The sequence below is a fragment of the Shewanella indica genome (assembly GCF_033842865.1).
Classification (GTDB): domain Bacteria; phylum Pseudomonadota; class Gammaproteobacteria; order Enterobacterales; family Shewanellaceae; genus Shewanella; species Shewanella indica.
Genome location: NZ_JAWXXR010000001.1, coordinates 2,897,445 through 2,916,168 on the forward strand (window position 1 = coordinate 2,897,445; position 18,724 = coordinate 2,916,168).

At 52.4% G+C, this 18,724-nt stretch carries 20 protein-coding genes; all 20 read left to right on the plus strand.

The window, feature by feature from the left end; translation table 11 throughout:
• Positions 1-75: 75 nt before the first annotated feature.
• The 20 genes from SIL79_RS13005 to fliP all read left to right on the plus strand — a co-directional run bounded on the left by SIL79_RS13005 (position 76) and on the right by fliP (position 18,717).
• Positions 76-894, plus strand: a complete 819-nt coding sequence (locus SIL79_RS13005; protein ID WP_248952138.1) for a flagellin N-terminal helical domain-containing protein — start codon at positions 76-78, stop codon at positions 892-894.
• A 116-nt stretch (positions 895-1,010) separates the two neighbouring features.
• Positions 1,011-1,388, plus strand: coding sequence for a flagellar protein FlaG (locus SIL79_RS13010; protein ID WP_162207005.1), 378 nt, complete (start codon positions 1,011-1,013; stop codon positions 1,386-1,388).
• A 28-nt stretch (positions 1,389-1,416) separates the two neighbouring features.
• A complete protein-coding gene (fliD, locus tag SIL79_RS13015; RefSeq protein ID WP_162207006.1) occupies positions 1,417-2,784 on the plus strand; it encodes a flagellar filament capping protein FliD in 1,368 nt (455 codons plus the stop codon).
• A 12-nt stretch (positions 2,785-2,796) separates the two neighbouring features.
• The gene (locus SIL79_RS13020; protein WP_248952137.1) at positions 2,797-3,120 is read left to right on the plus strand and encodes a hypothetical protein; all 324 of its coding nucleotides are present in this window, start codon (positions 2,797-2,799) and stop codon (positions 3,118-3,120) included.
• A gap of 6 nt (positions 3,121-3,126) precedes the next feature.
• A complete protein-coding gene (gene fliS / locus SIL79_RS13025) occupies positions 3,127-3,537 on the plus strand; it encodes a flagellar export chaperone FliS (RefSeq protein WP_162207008.1) in 411 nt (136 codons plus the stop codon).
• Positions 3,538-3,815: 278 nt separating this feature from the next.
• The gene (locus SIL79_RS13030) at positions 3,816-5,246 is read left to right on the plus strand and encodes a sigma-54 dependent transcriptional regulator (RefSeq protein WP_039035635.1); all 1,431 of its coding nucleotides are present in this window, start codon (positions 3,816-3,818) and stop codon (positions 5,244-5,246) included.
• 80 nt (positions 5,247-5,326) lie between these two features.
• Positions 5,327-6,391, plus strand: coding sequence for a sensor histidine kinase (locus SIL79_RS13035; RefSeq protein ID WP_162207009.1), 1,065 nt, complete (start codon positions 5,327-5,329; stop codon positions 6,389-6,391).
• Positions 6,388-7,719 carry a sigma-54-dependent transcriptional regulator gene (locus tag SIL79_RS13040; protein WP_162207010.1) on the plus strand — a complete coding sequence of 444 codons (1,332 nt, stop codon included), beginning with the start codon at positions 6,388-6,390 and terminating at the stop codon, positions 7,717-7,719. Before SIL79_RS13035 ends, SIL79_RS13040 begins: the two co-directional genes overlap by 4 nt.
• 178 nt (positions 7,720-7,897) lie before the next feature.
• Positions 7,898-8,230, plus strand: coding sequence for a flagellar hook-basal body complex protein FliE (fliE, locus tag SIL79_RS13045; RefSeq protein ID WP_039035638.1), 333 nt, complete (start codon positions 7,898-7,900; stop codon positions 8,228-8,230).
• Between the two features lie 41 nt (positions 8,231-8,271).
• The gene (fliF, locus tag SIL79_RS13050) at positions 8,272-9,981 is read left to right on the plus strand and encodes a flagellar basal-body MS-ring/collar protein FliF (protein WP_162207011.1); all 1,710 of its coding nucleotides are present in this window, start codon (positions 8,272-8,274) and stop codon (positions 9,979-9,981) included.
• Positions 9,974-11,017: a flagellar motor switch protein FliG gene (gene fliG / locus SIL79_RS13055; protein ID WP_025011061.1), complete on the plus strand. Its 1,044-nt coding sequence runs from the start codon at positions 9,974-9,976 to the stop codon at positions 11,015-11,017. Before fliF ends, fliG begins: the two co-directional genes overlap by 8 nt.
• Positions 11,018-11,030: 13 nt before the next feature.
• Positions 11,031-12,005 (plus strand): flagellar assembly protein FliH, encoded by a 975-nt coding sequence (fliH, locus tag SIL79_RS13060; protein ID WP_162207012.1) that lies wholly within the window; start codon positions 11,031-11,033, stop codon positions 12,003-12,005.
• The gene (gene fliI / locus SIL79_RS13065; protein ID WP_028779131.1) at positions 11,974-13,314 is read left to right on the plus strand and encodes a flagellar protein export ATPase FliI; all 1,341 of its coding nucleotides are present in this window, start codon (positions 11,974-11,976) and stop codon (positions 13,312-13,314) included. Before fliH ends, fliI begins: the two co-directional genes overlap by 32 nt.
• Positions 13,315-13,438: 124 nt before the next feature.
• Positions 13,439-13,888 (plus strand): flagellar export protein FliJ, encoded by a 450-nt coding sequence (fliJ, locus tag SIL79_RS13070; protein WP_039035641.1) that lies wholly within the window; start codon positions 13,439-13,441, stop codon positions 13,886-13,888.
• Positions 13,889-14,036: 148 nt separating this feature from the next.
• On the plus strand, positions 14,037-15,569 hold the full coding sequence (locus tag SIL79_RS13075) for a flagellar hook-length control protein FliK (RefSeq protein WP_071477471.1): 1,533 nt from the start codon (positions 14,037-14,039) through the stop codon (positions 15,567-15,569).
• Between the two features lie 66 nt (positions 15,570-15,635).
• Complete coding sequence (gene fliL, locus SIL79_RS13080) at positions 15,636-16,160, plus strand: flagellar basal body-associated protein FliL (protein ID WP_039035642.1); 525 nt, start codon at positions 15,636-15,638, stop codon at positions 16,158-16,160.
• A gap of 26 nt (positions 16,161-16,186) precedes the next feature.
• The gene (fliM, locus tag SIL79_RS13085) at positions 16,187-17,215 is read left to right on the plus strand and encodes a flagellar motor switch protein FliM (RefSeq protein ID WP_039035643.1); all 1,029 of its coding nucleotides are present in this window, start codon (positions 16,187-16,189) and stop codon (positions 17,213-17,215) included.
• A gap of 11 nt (positions 17,216-17,226) precedes the next feature.
• Entirely contained in the window at positions 17,227-17,607 is a 381-nt protein-coding gene (gene fliN / locus SIL79_RS13090) for a flagellar motor switch protein FliN (RefSeq protein WP_039035644.1), read from the plus strand.
• A 10-nt stretch (positions 17,608-17,617) separates the two neighbouring features.
• Positions 17,618-17,974 (plus strand): flagellar biosynthetic protein FliO, encoded by a 357-nt coding sequence (gene fliO / locus SIL79_RS13095; protein ID WP_039035645.1) that lies wholly within the window; start codon positions 17,618-17,620, stop codon positions 17,972-17,974.
• Positions 17,971-18,717 (plus strand): flagellar type III secretion system pore protein FliP, encoded by a 747-nt coding sequence (fliP, locus tag SIL79_RS13100; RefSeq protein WP_039035646.1) that lies wholly within the window; start codon positions 17,971-17,973, stop codon positions 18,715-18,717. The genes fliO and fliP overlap by 4 nt, the downstream gene beginning before the upstream one ends.
• The last annotated feature ends 7 nt before the right edge of the window (positions 18,718-18,724 follow it).

The following is an 18,724-nucleotide window of genomic DNA, read 5'->3' on the forward strand; positions in this document are numbered from 1 at the left end:
CTGTAACCAGTAAGACCCGCCTGGCTCAAACGAAGACAGGCTAGTTTTCCCAAGCCAGGTAAAGAGGAAATCATTATGGCTATTACAGTAAATACCAACGTAACATCACTGAAAGCTCAGAAAAACCTGAATCTCTCCAACAGTAGCCTGGCTACTTCAATGGAGCGTCTGTCCAGTGGTCTGCGTATCAACAGTGCTAAAGATGATGCTGCAGGTCTGGCGATTTCCAACCGTCTGAATAGCCAGGTGCGCGGTTTGGAAGTTGGTATGCGTAATGCCAATGATGCTATCTCTATCGCGCAGATCTCTGAAGGTGCGATGCAGGAGCAGACCAATATGCTGCAACGTATGCGTGATTTGGCCATCCAGTCTGAAAACGGTGCCAACAGCGCTGCTGACTTGACTGCCATCAAAGACGAGATGGATGCGCTGGCGACTGAAATCACAGCCATTGGTAACACCACTGCTTTTGGTAACACCAAGCTGATGGATGGTGGATTCTCTACCGGTAAGAAGTTCCAGGTAGGCCACCAGGACAACGAAGATGTGATCATCAAGGTTAAGACTACTAACGCCACGACTCTTTCTGTAAACGCGTTGGATGTCACCACCTCTGCTGGCCGCGACGCAGCTATCGGCAAGCTTGATGACGCTATCAAGAACATCGACTCACAACGCGCCGAGTTGGGCGCCATTCAGAACCGTCTGGCACACAATATCAGCAACAGTGCCAATACTCAGGCTAACGTTGCCGACGCCAAGAGTCGTATTGTGGATGTGGATTTTGCCAAGGAAACCTCTGCCATGACCAAGAACCAGGTGCTGCAACAAACAGGTTCGGCCATGTTGGCTCAGGCTAACCAGTTACCGCAGGTAGCACTGTCACTGCTGTAATTTTTCAGGTTAGCTATCGCGTCAGTAAAAGGGAGGTTCGGCTACGGATCTCCCTTTGCTGCATTCATGGAAGGAAGATATTGCGGCAGATAGATCAACTGAGTGGAGAATAGGCGATGGAAGTCACTAATTTATCCAATACTGTCCCTGTGAGGGCAGAAGTAAAATCCGGGCAGTGGCAAGAGGTTGCCCAGAAAACCACTGACATTGAGGCGACGGCCTTGCTCAAGCCGGTAGATGAGGCAGAGCAAAACGAGGATATACAGCAGGATCCTGAGCAATTGCAGCAGGTGGCAGAGGAACTCTCCAATACCATGTCCATGATGCGCAAGGGCTTGGCATTTAAAGTGGATGAATCATCCGGAACTCACGTTGTCAGTGTGATGGATGTGGAATCCGGGGACGTGATTAGACAGATCCCCAGTGAGGAAGCGTTGGAGCTGGCGGCAAAACTGTCTGAAGTCGCAGGATTATTGATGAAGACTGAAGCCTGAACAGGCTTAACATGAGATAGAGGTTGATATGGCATTAACAGCAACAGGGTTGGGATCGGGACTTAATATTACCGAGATCGTCAAGGTTTTGGTTGATGCCGAGAAAGTGCCCAAAGAGGCGATATTTAATAAGACTGAGGCTAGACTAGATGCCAAAGTTTCTGCCATGGGTACGCTTAAGAGTGAACTGTCAAAATTCCAGGACGCACTGAAAAAGCTCCAGGATGGCGGCGCCTTGAATCAACGTACTGTCACCTTGGGCAATGAAGATTTCTTTACTGCCACAGCAGATAAAAACTCTTTGCCCGGTTCCTATAATATCAAGGTTGAAGCCTTGGCCCAGCAACATAAAGTGGCCGGTGCTGCTACCGCTGATGCCAGCGCTGGTATCGGTGAAGGGAGTCTGCAGCTTGCTGTCAATGGCAAGAGTTTTAGTATTGACGTTGAAGCGACTGATTCTCTTGAGGATATTGCCAAAAAGGTAAATGCCAGTTCTGACAATGCCGGTGTGACAGCAACAGTTATCACCAGTGATGCCGGCAGTCGTTTGGTGTTCAGCTCCGACAAAGAAGGCACAGATAATCAGATAAGCATCACCGCAACCGATACTTCAGGTAGCGGGCTTTCAGATATGTTCGGCGGCAGTAATTTACAAGAGCTTCAGGCTGCCGGCAACGCAGTACTTTATATTGATGGTCAAAAGCTTACCTCTCAGTCCAACGAAGTAAAAAATGCTATTACAGGTGTGACCCTTAATCTCACTGATGCTGATGTCAACAAGACCACCAAGCTGACCATAGCTCAGGATACAGATGCGGTTAAAGAAAACGTCAAAGGTTTTGTCGAGGCTTACAATAGTCTGATCACCTCGATAGAAAAAATGTCAGCTTACGATGCGAAAAAAAAGGAGGCAGCTGCGCTACAGGGTGACTCAATGATCCGTTCACTGGAGTCTCAGCTGCGTTCCGGGATCAGTGACAGGGTGGCAACAGCCAACGGCTCTATTGCACTCTATGATATTGGTATTAAAGCAGACAGATATGGCAAACTTTCAATCGATGATGCCAAGCTGGATGAAGCCATCAAGACCAATATGGGGGGAGTTGAAGCACTATTTGCCACTAAAGATACCGGTATAGCGAACGCTATGGGCGAATTAACCAAGTCCTATATCAAGACCGGTGGTGTGATTGATACCCGTAATAACTCCTATACAGGCGATAAAAAACGTCTTGAGGTGCAGCGTGAAGCCTTTGACCGTAAGATGAAATTGCTGGAAGAGAGATTGACCAAACAATTTAATGCGATGGATTTGGTCGTCGGCAAGCTGAACGCCCAAGGCAAGAATGTTGTAGGAGCATTGAACTCTTTACCAGGGGCAATCAAGAAAGGCTGATTGGGATAAAAGATGCAGGTAACCGAAGAATTAAATCAGATCAACGAATTGCTGCGCCGGGCTTTGGATTGCCTACTGACAATTCCCGCCGAGGATGAAAAAACTGATGAGTTGGTCTCTAATTTGCATGAGCTGGTAAACAGGCGTCAAATTTTGCTTCAGGCTTTGATAGCACAAGTGCAGGATCCTGTACTGCTTGAAGAGCAACTGCAACTGACAGCCACTTTTGAACAGGATGCCAAAGCAGTACGTCAACAAAGGCAAGAGCTTTTGGCGCTCAGAAGCCAGAATAAACGTCAGGTTAACGTTTACAGGTCTATAGATGCAAACAGGTAGGTATTTATGAGAGGGTCGCTGAAATCTTATCGGAAGGTATCATTGGAGAATGAAATTTCCGTAGCATCACCACACAGGATCGTTCAGTTAATGTTCAACGGCGCATTGGAGCGTATCGCTCAGAGTCGTTATGCCATTGAGCAAGGCGATCAGTCGGCAAAGGGGATTTTCATCAACAAGGCGATAGGTATTATAACCGGTCTCAGCAACAGCCTGAATATGGAAGCCGGTGGTGAGATCGCTACCAACCTCAATAATCTGTACGACTTTATGCTGCGGCGTATTACAGAGGCGAATCTCAACAATGATGTGCAGGCTCTGGATGATGTTGCGGCTGTGCTGCGGGATATCAAAGAAGCCTGGGATGCTATCCCCGCCGATAAACATCATCTTACGGCTCACGAAGAAAACCGCTGAGTTATTGCTCACTCTGAACAAAGGCGCTTAAGGCGCCTTTTTGACGTTCGTCATTTAATTGACGATATCGACGTTTATACCCTGAATTTAGACTAAAATCTGGAAGGGGTAGGCAGAAAAGCCATCCTAGGCTTGCTTATATCGTGCCGATAATACAATATTCAGCATTGCTACAAATTTAGCTGAGTATGTGAAGAAAGCATTGCCAGACTTTCCAGAGCAACTAACACTAATAATTAATGCGAATCCATAATTGCCAAAGCTTAGCGGCCCACTGAATGATGCATACAGATCAACGAATTTTACTTGTCGGACCCCCCTCTGAGCGTACCAATCGCTTGTCTTGTGTTTTAGAGTTTATTGGTGAGCAAGTCGAAGTCGTGGCTCCCGATACAATTGATGCACAATCGCCGGAAACTCGATGTCGGGCCATGATTTTGGTTGCAGATAGCGTAGAGGGTGATGCATTACAATCACTGATGTTCAAACTGCCATGGCAGCCCATGTTACTGCTTGGGCAGAGTAGCATTAGCTCCTCGAATCTGCTTGGCCGGATTGATGAACCCCTGAGCTATTCCCAGTTAACCGAGTTATTGCACTTCTGTCAGGTTTTTGGCCAGGTCAAGCGGCCTCAGGTACCTACCAGTGCCAATCAAACCAAACTGTTCCGCAGTCTTGTTGGCCGTAGCGAAGGTATCGCCAATGTGCGCCACCTGATCAACCAGGTGGCCGGCTCTGATGCCACAGTGTTGGTGCTGGGCCCCTCTGGTACCGGTAAAGAAGTGGTTGCCCGTAATATCCATTATCTTTCAGAGCGTCGTGATGGCCCTTTTATTCCGGTCAACTGCGGTGCCATTCCGCCGGAACTGTTGGAAAGTGAACTGTTTGGTCATGAGAAAGGTTCTTTTACCGGCGCCATCAGCTCCCGTAAGGGGCGTTTTGAACTGGCCGAAGGCGGCACTCTGTTCCTCGATGAAATCGGCGATATGCCGCTGCAGATGCAAGTCAAGTTGCTGCGGGTGTTGCAGGAGAGAGTGTTTGAACGTGTGGGTGGCAACAAGGCGATTAACGCCGATGTACGGGTAGTGGCCGCGACTCACAGAAATCTGGAAACCATGATTGAAGAAGGGGAGTTTCGCGAAGATCTCTTCTATCGTCTCAATGTATTTCCCATCGAAATGCCGCCCCTTAGTGAGCGCCGGGATGATATCCCGCTATTATTGCAGGAGTTGGTCAGCCGGGTGTTCAACGAAGGTAAGGGCCGGGTGCGTTTTACCCAGCGTGCCATCGACTCGCTTAAGGAACATGGCTGGTCCGGTAATGTCCGCGAACTGTCCAATCTGGTTGAGAGGTTAACTATCCTCTATCCGGGTGGTCTGGTCGACGTTAATGATCTACCGGTTAAATACCGTCATATTGATGTGCCCGAGTACTCGGTTGAGGTTAGCGAAGAACAGCTTGAGCGTGATGCCTTGGCATCTATCTTCAATGACGAAGAACCGGTTGATCTGCCTGATACCCGTTTCCCCAGTGAGCTGCCGCCTGAAGGAGTCAATCTCAAGGATCTCTTGGCTGAGTTGGAAATCGATATGATACGCCAAGCACTGGATCAGCAGGATAATGTCGTTGCCCGCGCCGCGGAAATGCTTGGTATTCGCCGTACCACTCTGGTGGAGAAAATGCGTAAATACGGCATGAGTAAAGATTAATATCCTGATAATTTTTGACTTTTAAGTTGGCATAAAGTCTGCATTAACCCTGTCAGCATCGTATTTTTGACGGGGTTAATATGTCCGCAAGCCCGCTGGCACAGCTCGAAACCATCTCTCATCATGGCCGCGAATGGATCCCGGTAAGGGAAGCCGCCAATATGTCCAATCGTATGGAGCATATTCTGCAGGCCATGCCTTCGGGCGTCGTTATCCTCAATGGTGACGGCTTGGTCAGCGAAGCCAACCCGGTTGCCGAATCTTTGTTGGGTGTTCCTCTGGTGGGTCAGCGCTGGCTTACTATTATAAATCGCGCCTTCGCACCGCAAAAAGACGATGGTCATGAAGTTTCCCTGCGCAATGGCCGCCGGGTGAAACTGGCGATTACGCCGCTGACACCTGAGCAGGGGCAGCTGATTATGCTGACCGATCTCACCGAAACCCGGCTATTGCAGCAAAACCTTTCCCACCTTGAACGCCTGTCTGCTCTGGGAAAAATGGTTGCCACTTTGGCGCACCAAATACGCACTCCGCTTTCTGCCGCTTTACTTTATGCCGCCAATTTGGGCAGCCCAAGGCTGGATACCGGCTCAAGAGAGCGTTTTCAGGGCAAACTGCTCGACAGACTTTCCGAGTTGGAGCAGCAGGTCAATGATATGTTGTTGATTGCCAAAGGTAAGCAAGAGGAAGCCTGCGACAGAGTGCCTTTCTCGACAGTGCTGGAAAAAGTGATGGCCAACTGCGAGCCAATTGCCGCTAAGCAAAACGCCGAATTGAGTCTGCAACTTGAAGGTGACCGCGAGATGCAGGTTAATCTTCATGGATTGAGCTCTGCCATCAATAATCTGGTGATCAATAGCCTGGAAGCCGGTGCCACAAACGTCATTCTGCGTCTGAGCTGTGACCAGGCACTGCGCCTTGATGTGATAGATAACGGCAAGGGGCTTGATAGCAAGATGCAAAAACAGGTGTTGGAGCCTTTCTTCACCACCAAGCGTCAGGGTACAGGGCTTGGGCTGGCGGTGGTGCAGTCAGTCGTGCGCAGCCACGGCGGCAAATTGGATCTCAGCTGTGAGTTGGGCGCCGGTTGTACCGTTACGCTGACATTCCCGCTGACGACAGACTCTCAAGGAGGCGTGGCATGAGCGAAGCAAAAATTTTGTTGGTGGAAGACGATTCCGCGCTTCGGGAAGCGTTGCTCGATACCTTGTTGCTGGCCAGCTATGAGTGCGTCGATGTCGCCAGTGCCGAAGAAGCGATAACGGCTTTGAAAGGTAATCGTTTTGACATGGTGATAAGCGATGTACAGATGGAGGGTATCGGCGGTATGGGACTGCTGGATTATCTGCGTCAGCAGCATCCGCAGTTGCCGGTCCTGTTGATGACGGCCTATGCCACTATCGATAATGCAGTTAGTGCCATCAAATTGGGGGCGGTAGATTATCTCGCCAAGCCGTTTGCTCCTCAGGTGCTGCTTAATCAGGTGAGTCGTTATTTACGTCCCAAAGTGGTTAGTGGCAGCCCCGTAGTGGCCGATGAAAAGAGCTTGGCCTTGCTGGCATTGGCGCAGCGGGTAGCCGCCTCTGACGCCTCTGTGATGATAAGTGGCCCCAGCGGTTCGGGCAAAGAGGTGCTGGCTCGCTATATTCATCAGCATAGCCAAAGACCTGACGGGCCTTTTGTGGCGATTAACTGCGCCGCCATCCCGGAAAATATGCTCGAAGCCACCTTGTTTGGCTACGAAAAAGGCGCCTTTACCGGGGCTTATCAGGCTTGCCCCGGCAAGTTTGAACAGGCTCATGGCGGCACCCTGTTGCTCGATGAGATTTCCGAAATGGAGCTGTCTTTGCAGGCCAAGCTGCTGCGGGTGCTGCAGGAGCGTGAGGTTGAACGCCTGGGTGGCCGCAAGACCATTAAGCTCGATGTCAGGGTGCTGGCAACTTCCAACCGGGATCTGAAAGATATGGTGTCCAAGGGCGAGTTTCGCGAAGATCTTTATTACAGGATCAATGTGTTCCCGCTTGCCTGGCCGGCACTGAATCAACGACCGGCGGATATCATTCCGCTGGCCAAGCATCTGTTGGCACGCCATGCCGAAAATGCGGCGATTAACCCGGTTCCAACTCTCAGCGATGCTGCTGTGCGGCGTTTGTTGGCCCACCGCTGGCCGGGGAATGTCCGTGAGCTGGATAACGTGATCCAGCGAGCACTGATCTTGAATCAAGGGCAGATAGAAGCCGGCGATATTATTATCGATCTGCAGGATGTTGCGCTGGGAGATACCACAGCCCAGGAAACGCCGGAAGCACTCGGTGATGAACTCAAGGCTCAGGAGCATGTAATTATTCTCGAGACTCTGGCTCAGTGTCAGGGCAGCCGTAAGCTGGTGGCCGAGAAGCTTGGGATCAGTGCCCGCACTCTCAGATACAAGATGGCGCGTATGCGCGAGATGGGCATAGAGGTGCCCGCCTGAGTCATCTCCCAAAGTGGCCGTCAGGCCGCTTTCCAATCCTTTTGTCTTTCCTCTGGCTCTGCTTGAATTCAGGGCCTTTAGCTCTCTCAATCTTGTTTTTTCCACTTTTGGCAAACTAATTGCATAGAGTCCGGTAACCCAGATTTTTCGTCAATTCGCTGACGACAGGAGTGAGAAGATGCAAATAGGTGCCAATTCTTTATTGCAGGAAATGCAATCACTTAAAGGTGAAATTGCCCCAACGGGATTTCAGTCTTCGCCTGTACGTCAGGTGGGCAATACCTCAGGGGCCGACTTTAGCCAATTGCTGGCCCAGGCGGTCGGCAATGTCAGTGAGCTGCAAAGCACATCATCCAATCTGGCTACCCGGCTGGAGATGGGCGACACCACTGTGTCTCTGTCTGACACTGTCATTGCCCGCGAGAAAGCCAGCGTTGCCTTCGAGGCTACAGTGCAGGTGCGCAACAAGCTGGTCGAAGCCTACAAAGAGATTATGAGCATGCCTGTTTAAGGCCTGCTTGCATCACAGATCCCGGATAACAGGAACGCACAGTGAGCACAGAATTAGTAGCAGGATCCAATGTTTCCGCCGCTGGAACTACGCTGGATGGGGTCCAACAGGAAAACAAGTCGGGTGTATTGGGCTCCCTCGGGGGAGTGGATATGTTGCGGCAGATCACCATGATCCTGGCATTGGCTATCTGTCTGGCGCTGGCGGTATTTGTGATGATCTGGGCTCAGGAGCCTGAATATCGGCCACTGGGCAAGATGGACACTCAGGAGATGGTACAAGTACTCGATGTGCTGGATAAGAACCGGGTGCCGTACAAGATTGAAGTCGATGTGATTACTGTTCCTGAAGATAAATACCAGGACGTGAAGATGATGCTGAGCCGCGCCGGTATAGATTCCAGCGCCGATGCCAAGGATTATCTGAGCCAGGACTCCGGCTTTGGTGTCAGCCAGCGGATGGAGCAGGCACGGCTGAAGCAGAGTCAGGAGATGAACCTGGCGCGGGCGATTGAAGAGCTCAATAGTGTCAGCCGCGCCAAGGTGATCCTGGCGCTGCCAAAGGAAAATGTGTTCGCCCGCAACCGTGCCAAGCCCAGTGCCACTGTGGTGGTCAATACCCGCAGGGGCGGTTTAGGCCAGGAGGAGGTTGATGCGATAGTGGATATCGTCGCCTCAGCGGTTCATGACATGGATCCCAGTCGGGTGACAGTGACAGACTCCAACGGCCGTTTGCTGAATTCAGGCAGTCAGGACGGAGTATCTGCCCGCGCCAGGCGCGAGCTGGAACTGGTACAACAAAAAGAAAACGAATACCGCAACAAAATTGACTCGATTCTGATGCCCATTCTCGGCCCGGAAAACTTCACCTCTCAAGTGGATGTCAGCATGGACTTCACCGCCGTCGAGCAAACTGCCAAGCGTTTCAACCCAGATCTGCCATCACTTCGCAGTGAAATGACAGTTGAAAACAACAGTGTCGGTGGCAGCAGTGGCGGTATCCCCGGAGCCCTTTCCAATCAGCCGCCGATGGAGTCCAATATTCCTGAAAACGCTGCCGATGCGACGCAAAGCAGCAGTGTTACTTCAGGCAACAGCCATAGGGAAGCGACGCGTAATTTTGAGCTGGATACCACCATCAGCCATACCCGTCAGCAGATAGGCGTGGTACGCCGGGTCAGTGTCTCAGTGGCGGTCGACTACAAGGCTGGGGCTGCCGGTGAAAATGGGCAGGTCGCCAGAGTGCCTCGCACAGGTGAAGAGATGGCCAACATCCGCCGCTTGTTGGAAGGCGCCGTTGGCTTCAACAGCCAAAGGGGCGACATGATAGAAGTGGTGACTGTGCCCTTTATGGATCAGCTGGTTGAAGACCTGCCTGAGCCACCTCTGTGGGAGCAGCCCTGGTTCTGGCGGGCGATGAAACTCGGCATAGGTGCCCTGGTGATTTTGGTGCTTATCCTGTTCGTGGTGCGTCCCATGCTCAAGCGCCTCATCTACCCCGATGGCCAGAATATGCCGGATGAACCTGCGCTGGGGCACGAGCTGGCAGATATTGAAGATCAGTACGCTGCCGACACCCTGGGCATGCTCAACCGCCCTGAAAGTGAATACAGCTATGCCGATGACGGTTCGATTCTGATACCGGATCTACACAAAGATGATGATATGATTAAGGCCATACGTGCTCTGGTGGCCAATGAACCTGAACTGTCCACCCAAGTGGTGAAGAACTGGTTGCAAGAAGATGCCTGAAAAAAAAGCGGATAAACCAGCCGAGAGCGGCTTCGACGTCAAGAATCTCAACGGGATTGAGAAGACCGCCATTTTGTTGCTGAGTCTCAGTGAAGCCGATGCGGCCTCTATTCTCAAACACTTGGAACCCAAACAGGTTCAAAAGGTGGGTATGGCCATGGCGGCCATGCAGGAGTTCGGCCAGGAGAAGGTGGTTGCGGTTCACAAGCTGTTTCTGGATGATATCCAGAAATACTCCTCCATCGGCTTTAACAGCGAAGAGTTTGTGCGTAAGGCACTGACTACCGCATTGGGTGAAGACAAGGCCGGTAATCTTATCGAGCAGATTGTCATGGGCAGTGGCGCCAAAGGCCTCGACTCGCTCAAGTGGATGGACGCCAGACAGGTGGCGACTATCATCCAGAACGAACATCCGCAGATCCAAACCATTGTACTGTCCTATCTTGAACCGGATCAGGCGGCGGAAATCTTTGCCCAGTTCCCGGAAAACACCCGTCTCGATTTGATGATGCGTATCGCCAACCTTGAAGAGGTACAACCTGCAGCACTGCAGGAGCTGAACGACATCATGGAGAAACAGTTTGCCGGTCAGGGTGGCGCCCAGGCGGCCAAGATGGGTGGTTTGAAGGCTGCTGCCAACATTATGAACTACCTGGATACCGGGGTGGAGAGCCAACTGATGGAAACTCTGCGCGAGTCCGACGAAGAGATGGCGCAGCAGATCCAGGACTTGATGTTCGTGTTCGAAAACCTCATCGATGTCGACGACCGTGGTATTCAGACGCTGCTGCGGGAAGTGCAGCAGGATGTACTGATGAAGGCGCTCAAGGGCGCCGACGAGCCATTGAAGGAAAAGATCCTCGGCAATATGTCCAAACGTGCTGCCGAATTGCTGCGTGACGATCTCGAGGCCATGGGGCCAATTCGTATCAGCGAAGTGGAAGTGGCCCAGAAAGAGATATTGTCCATCGCCCGTCGCTTGTCCGATGCCGGAGAGATTATGCTCGGTGGCGGCGGCAGTGAAGAATTCCTCTGACAGGCGAATTTGAATGACAGACAAAAAGGTGCCCCACAACATTTTGCCGCCGGATGAAGCAGACGAGTTTGTTCATTGGCAGTTGCCCGATGTGGGTGACGCCATGCCGCTTAAGCCGAGTAACCTGTTTGGTCACAAACCTGGACGCATAGAGCCCAAGGCTGCCGAAGAAGTTATTTCGCCACCGACTTTGGCTGAAATCGAATCTATCCGCGAGCAAGCCGAGCAGGAAGGTTTTGCCGAAGGTAAGGAGCAAGGGCTGGCCAAAGGCCTGGAGGAAGGGCGTCTTCAGGGCTTGGAACAGGGCCACAGTGAAGGTTTTTCCCAGGGGCTTGAGCAAGGCCGGGAAGAAGGCCTACAGCAGGCCGCCGCCATGATAGAACGTTTCGATGCTTTGCTCGCTCAGTTCGAGGCGCCGCTGGCGCTGCTGGATACCCGGATAGAAGAATCGCTACTGACCTTGGTCGCCACTTTGGCGCGCAATCTTATTGCCCATGAATTGAAAACCCATCCGGAACATATACTGGCGGCGCTCAGGCAAGGGATAGATGCCCTGCCACTCAAAGAGCAGAAAGTGAATCTGCGCCTGCATCCCGAAGATATGGCTTTGGTCAGCGAGCTCTACGGTGAAGAACAACTGGCACGTAACCGCTGGACACTGGAAGCCGATCCCGGCCTCAACCGGGGCGATTGTGTGGTGGACAGCCAACGCTCGCAAGTGGATATGCGTCTGGAAACCCGTTTGGACGGGGTGTTTGCCAATCTTGAAGCCGAACAATCCATGTTGGCGAAAAGGGCTGCTCAGCAGCAGGCCGCAATAGACGATAGGCCAAGCCCGCCTATACCGGACAGCGAGCAGGGGCAAACGCTTGCAGATGAACAAACAGCCGTTGTGAGCGACAAGGCCGAGACCGCAAGTCAAGAGGGCGAACAGCCCAGCGAAGGAGACGCTCATGATGCAGCAGCGCCGAAGCCAACTGCTGAGTGAACTCAAACACTTGGCCGAAAAGCAAGCGCCGTTTCAAGCGGTTGCCAGCGGCCAGTTGGTGCGGGTGGTTGGCCTGACGCTGGAAGCCAGTGGTTGCCGGGCGCCGGTCGGTAGTCTCTGTGCCATAGATACCATGGCGGGTAAGCTTATTGCCGAGGTGATAGGTTTTGACGATGAGCTATTGTATCTGATGCCGGTGGAAGAACTCAGGGGCGTGCTGCCCGGAGCCAAAGTGATGCCGCTTGGTGAGCAAACCGGGCTCAGCGTTGGTTTGAGTCTTCTTGGTCGGGTGCTGGACGGTAACGGCCAGCCGCTCGATGGTATGGGCGCCCTGCACACAGACGAACAAGCCTCGCGCCACAGCCCGGCAATCAACCCCTTGGCCAGACGGGCGATTACCGAACCGCTCGATGTAGGCGTCAGAGCCATCAATGCCATGCTTACCGTGGGCAAGGGCCAACGTATGGGGCTCTTTGCCGGCTCCGGCGTGGGTAAGAGTGTGCTTCTTGGCATGATGACCCGCGGCACCACGGCCGACATTATTGTGGTTGGCCTGGTGGGGGAGCGTGGCCGGGAAGTAAAAGAGTTTATCGAAGAGATCCTGGGCGCAGAGGGACGGGCCCGCTCTGTGGTCATAGCTGCTCCGGCAGATACCTCCCCCTTGATGCGCCTTCGCGCCTGCGAAACCTCGACTCGGATAGCCGAGTATTTTCGCGATCTCGGCTATGATGTTCTGCTGTTGATGGATAGCCTGACCCGTTATGCCCAGGCGCAGCGGGAAATCGCTCTGGCGGTCGGTGAGCCGCCGGCAACCAAAGGCTATCCGCCTTCGGTATTTGCCAAGTTGCCCCGTTTGGTGGAGCGCGCCGGTAATGGCGGTGAAGGGCAGGGCTCGATCACTGCCTTCTATACTGTGCTTACCGAAGGGGATGATCAGCAAGATCCCATTGCCGATGCCTCGCGGGCCATTTTGGACGGTCACATAGTGCTGTCGCGGGCCTTGGCCGACTCAGGACATTATCCGGCGATAGACATTGAAGCTTCCATCAGCCGGGTGGCACCTATGGTGATAAGTGAGGCGCACCTCGAAGCGATGCGGCGCGTCAAGCAGGTGTATTCGCTCTACCAGCAAAACCGGGATCTGATCTCCATCGGTGCCTATTCCCAAGGCTCGGATCCGCGTATCGACAACGCCATACGCCTGCAACCCGCCATGAACGCCTTTTTGCGGCAGGGGATGCGCGATGCTATTAGTTTCAGTGATTGCCAGCAGATGTTGGGGCAGCTTGCAGCCCAATGTAAGGTGTAATATCACTCTGTGCATGGGTTTTGGGGCTCGACAAAAAAGTGCTGAGAATAGGGTAGCCAGAGCCTGATTGAGAGAGTCGGGTTAAGGCCCGCAAGGCAGGCAATTTTAAGGAATAGTAATACAGATGGCGAAACCCGATCCTTTGCACACAGTGTTGAAACTGGCGGTCGAAGCCGAAGAGCAGGCGGCACTGCAGCTTAAAGCCGCGCAAATGGAATGCCAGAGGCGCAAGTCTCAGTTGCAGGCGCTGCAGGAATACCGTCTTGACTATATGAAGCAACTCGATGCCCAGCAGGGGCAGAGCATTGGCGCCTCCTATTACCAGCAGTTTCATCGATTTGTGCGTCAGGTAGATGATGCCATAGGGCAACAACTCGCCGTGGTTGCCGAGGCCGATAAGCAGCGGGGCTATCGGCAGCAACATTGGCTGGAGAAGCAGCAAAAGCGTAAGGCGGTGGAGATGTTGCTGGAGAAAAAAGCCCTGCAGGCCGAAGCCAAAGCCGCCAAACAGGAGCAAAAACTCATCGATGAGTTTGCTTCCCAGCAGTTTTTTCGTCGCAAGCTCAACCACTGAGCTTCCACAGACTTTCATTCCCGGGTAGTTCTTCGATTATCCATTCTATTTTATTTGTTGGCGTGAATTTTGCTTTGTTTGAGGCAGAGACATTAATTCTGACTCGGCCTATCTTTATCTATTGAGGGCCTAGGTGCTGGAGGAAGGCATGCAGCAGTTATCCAATATCCTGATCGGCAATGCGGGCGGCAAGGGAGTTTCCGCCACAGATGCACTACAATCTACTGATAACGAAGCTTTTTTCGCCGCTTATCAACAGGCGCAGACTAAATTTTCATTCGACTCACAAAGCGTTAAGCCGACATTTACCGGCGGCAGTCTTGATAGTGAAAACCTCCATGCTGAACAGGCCGTTGATGTCTCGCTCATTTTGGGGCAGATAGCCATGGGCAAGAACTTGCCGTCTGAAGACGGCACTATGGTCACCGCTATGGCCACCGAAGTCGATGAGCAAAGTCTGCTAACACAGATTGCCGCACTTACTGGGCTCAAGGAAGATGAGATCAAGGCCATGTCTCCCGAAGAACAGATACAGCTCCTGGAAAACCTTAAACAGAGTGGTGTCGAGCTTGGCATAGTAGCGATAGATAGCCCGGAAGGTGCAGAACTGATTACCGCTGACGAAAGTGACGAGAGTGAACAAGACAGCGCCAAACTGACCGATACTGATCAGGAAGCGGCAAGCAAAGGCGATAGCGAAGCAGAGGATGAAACCTTAGATGCTCCTTTGCTGGCTCTTGATAAGACGGTTACGGCAGATAAGGCCAAGTCTCAGCAAGGCGAGCAACAAATGGGCTGGGCGGATGCTGATAAGTCAGCGCGTAAGGCGGCGACTCAGGATGGTATGGCAGCTGTGGTTCGTGAAGCTGTGCTCAATGCCACAGAGGAAAAGAGTGACAAGATCTTGGCGCAAAGCGTAATTGCCGATAAGGCCAAGACAGATACTGCCGGCAAGTTGGGTGCTGCGGTGACCGCGGCGGCAACGGCTGTTGGCGCTGACGGCAAGAGTGACAAAGCTGTCGCCAAGGATGTTCTCGCCAGCTTAGTCAAGGCTGAGGTGAAAGGTACTCAGACTGCTGCCGAGGTGCGAAGCCCTGTGAGTGACGCCATACATCAGGCGCTAAAGGGTGATGCGGCATCAACCCAGACAGATATCAGCCCATTCCAGCAACAGCTGCATCAACAAGGATTACAGCCTCCCCAGCGGGGAGAGATGGCCCAATATCAACTGTCGTTGAGGCAGGGGATGGAGCAATCACTGCAAACCGCCGATATGGTGCAACGCTTTGCTCCCGTGATGCGGCAACAGTTGATCACCATGGTCAGTAATGGTGTGCAACAGGCTGAAATTCGTCTCGACCCACCTGAGCTTGGAGCCATGATGGTCAGGGTTCAGGTGCATGGCGATCAGACCCAAGTGCAGTTCCATGTCACCCAACCGCAAACCCGGGATATGCTGGAACAGGCTATGCCCAGATTGAGAGAAATGTTGCAGGAGCAGGGAATGAACCTGGCCGATAGCCATATTTCCCAAGGTGGTCGTGAGCAAGGCGAGCAGCAAGGTGGCAATGGCGGTGGTTTTGCCCAGGAGAGCACCAACGGTGAAATTTCCGTCGAAGAAACGGTACAAAGCACAAATCACACAACAAGTTATGGCTCGGGTATAGATTATTACGCCTGAGCAGGTAACCTATAGGGATGGCATTTTTCCGCGGGCAGTGCGGTTGATTAAGGGATAGGAAAGAGGATGGCAGAGCAAGAAGAGCTTGAGCTGCAAGAGGCGCAGGCGCCTAAAAGTAGAAAGAAACTCTTTATCTTCGGTGGCATAGGTCTGGTGGTGTTGCTGCTGATTGGCGCTGGCTTGTGGTTTTTCCTGGGTGGCTCAGATGATTCTGCGAACGATGCAGCCAAGGGGGAGCAGGGTACCGAAGTCACTCAGGTCAACGACAGCAGGGAAGCCTTCTATGTCGCTATGCCCAGACCATTTCTGTTCAACCTGCCGGGGGCCAACCGTTCCAGGCTGGTGGAGATCAAGGTGCAGCTTATGGTGCGGGGCAGTGATGACGATGTCACTATCAGGAAGCATGTTCCATTGATTGAAGATGCACTGCTGACTACCTTCAGCGGTGCCGATGTCGAAAAGCTCAGCAGCCAGGCGGGTAAGGATGAGCTCAGGCAGTTGGCGCTGCTCAATGTGCAAAACACGCTGCAACCGGTAACAGGCCGAAAAGTGGTTGAGAAAGTGCTGTTTACCGGCTTTGTGATGCAGTAACAGGGACAAGAGGCGAAGGCAATATCGTGAGTGATTTATTAAGCCAAGACGAAATTGATGCGCTGCTGCATGGCGTGGACGACGTCGAAGAAGATGATTCGCAGGAGTCGACTCTTGAAGCTCAGTCCTATGACTTTTCTTCACAGGATCGTATCGTCCGTGGCCGGATGCCGACCCTGGAAATTGTCAACGAGCGCTTTGCCCGTCACCTGCGGATCAGCATGTTCAACATGATGCGCCGGGCCGCCGAAGTCTCCATTAACGGCGTACAGATGCTCAAGTTTGGTGAGTATGTGCACACTCTGTTTGTGCCAACCAGCTTGAATATGGTGCGCTTTAGTCCGCTCAAGGGCACGGCACTGATCACCATGGAAGCCAGATTGGTGTTCATTCTGGTGGACAACTTCTTCGGTGGTGATGGCCGTTTCCACGCCAAGATTGAGGGACGGGAGTTCACCCCGACAGAGCGGCGCATAGTGCAACTGCTGTTGAAGATTATTTTTGAAGATTACAAAGATGCCTGGGCGCCTGTGATGGATGTCGAATTCGACTATCTGGACTCAGAGGTTAACCCGGCGATGGCCAATATCGTTAGCCCGACCGAAGTGGTGGTGGTGAACTCTTTTCATATTGAGGTAGACGGTGGTGGTGGCGATTTCCACATCACCATGCCTTATTCTATGATCGAACCCATCCGGGAGTTGCTGGATGCCGGGGTTCAAAGCGATAAGCAAGATACCGATATGCGCTGGTCTCAAGCGCTGAAAGACGAGATCATGGATGTCGAAGTGGGGCTGGATGCGCGCTTGCTTGAAAAAGAGATGACCTTAAGAGAAGTGATGGAATTTAAGGCCGGTGATGTGATCCCGGTTGAGTTGCCTGAGCATATAGTGATGAAGATTGAAGACTTGCCTACTTACAGATGTAAGTTGGGGAGAGTCAAGGAAAACCTGGCGCTAAAGATCTGCGACAAGATCCCGCGTCCGGAAACGGTCAAGACCGAACTGCAGCTGGTAACCCGCAAAGGGAAATCCAAGGATATCTCGGAAATATAAGGTGAGAGAGAATGAGTACTGAAGAGATGGACGATTGGGCGGCCGCCATGGCTGAGCAGGCTGAAGAGGAGGCCAAAGCGGTTGATTTGGATGAGCTGAAGAATGATGCCAAACCCTTGTCGGAAGAGGAAGCCGCCAAACTGGATACCATTTTGGATATTCCCGTGACTATCTCCATGGAGGTGGGACGCAGTTTTATCAGTATCCGCAATCTGTTGCAGCTTAACCAAGGCTCGGTAGTGGAACTGGATAGAGTCGCCGGTGAACCTCTGGATGTGATGGTCAACGGCACCTTGATTGCTCACGGTGAAGTGGTCGTGGTTAACGACAAGTTCGGTATCCGTTTGACGGATGTGATAAGCCAGACAGAACGCATTAAGAAACTTAAATAAGCCGGTGGCCATGACTCAAACAACGACCCAGGCGGCAACCGCCTTGACTCACGACGGCGGCAGTAGCCTGGCGACTATGGCCAGCATGATGGGTGGGCTTATCCTGGTACTGGCGCTGATTTTTGTGCTGGCTTATCTGGTTAAACGCCTTAATCTGGTGCCGGGCAGCCAATCGGCTATTAAGACCCTGGCGGTTACCCCGCTGGGGCAAAAAGAAAGGTTGGTGTTGGTGGAGTTGGACGGTCAACAGTACCTGCTGGGAGTTACCGCGGCGCAAGTTTCCCTGGTGGATAAGCTGGAGCGGCCGGTGACTATAGACAACGAGAGCTTCGCCGCCAAGCTCAGACAAGCCAGGGTGAAACCATGATGAAATATTGGCCACTCCTGCTACTTCCCCTGATATTATTGCCAGGCTTTGCCCAAGCTCAGGATGCGCTGTTTCCTGCGGTAACCGTGACGACCGGGGCAGATGGTTCGACCCAGTATTCGGTGACCATGCAGATCTTACTGCTGATGACCGCCATGAGCTTTCTGCCGGCTATGGTGATCATGCTGACCTCTTTCACCCGAATCATAGTCGTCTTGTCTATCTTGCGGCAGGCGATAGGGCTGCAGCAGACTCCCTCCAATCAGGTTCTTATTGGTATGAGCCTGTTTATGACCTTCTTTATCATGGCGCCAGTGTTTGACCGTATCTATGATGATGCGGTGCAACCTTACATGAATGACAGTATGACCTTGCAGCAGGCATTCGATGCCGGCCAATCGCCGCTTAAAAAGTTTATGTTGTCGCAGACCCGCACCACAGATCTCAACTCCTTTATTGAGATCTCAGGTTATCAGAATATCAACAATCCTGAAGATGCTCCCATGACTGTGGTGATCCCGGCCTTTATCACCAGTGAACTCAAGACCGCATTCCAGATAGGCTTTATGCTGTTCGTGCCATTTCTGGTACTGGATTTGGTGGTGGCCAGTATCCTGATGGCCATGGGTATGATGATGTTGTCCCCCATGATTGTTTCCTTGCCGTTTAAAATTATGCTGTTTGTACTGGTCGATGGCTGGACCCTGGTGATGGGTACGCTCGCCGGCAGCTTCGGTTTATAGGAGGCAT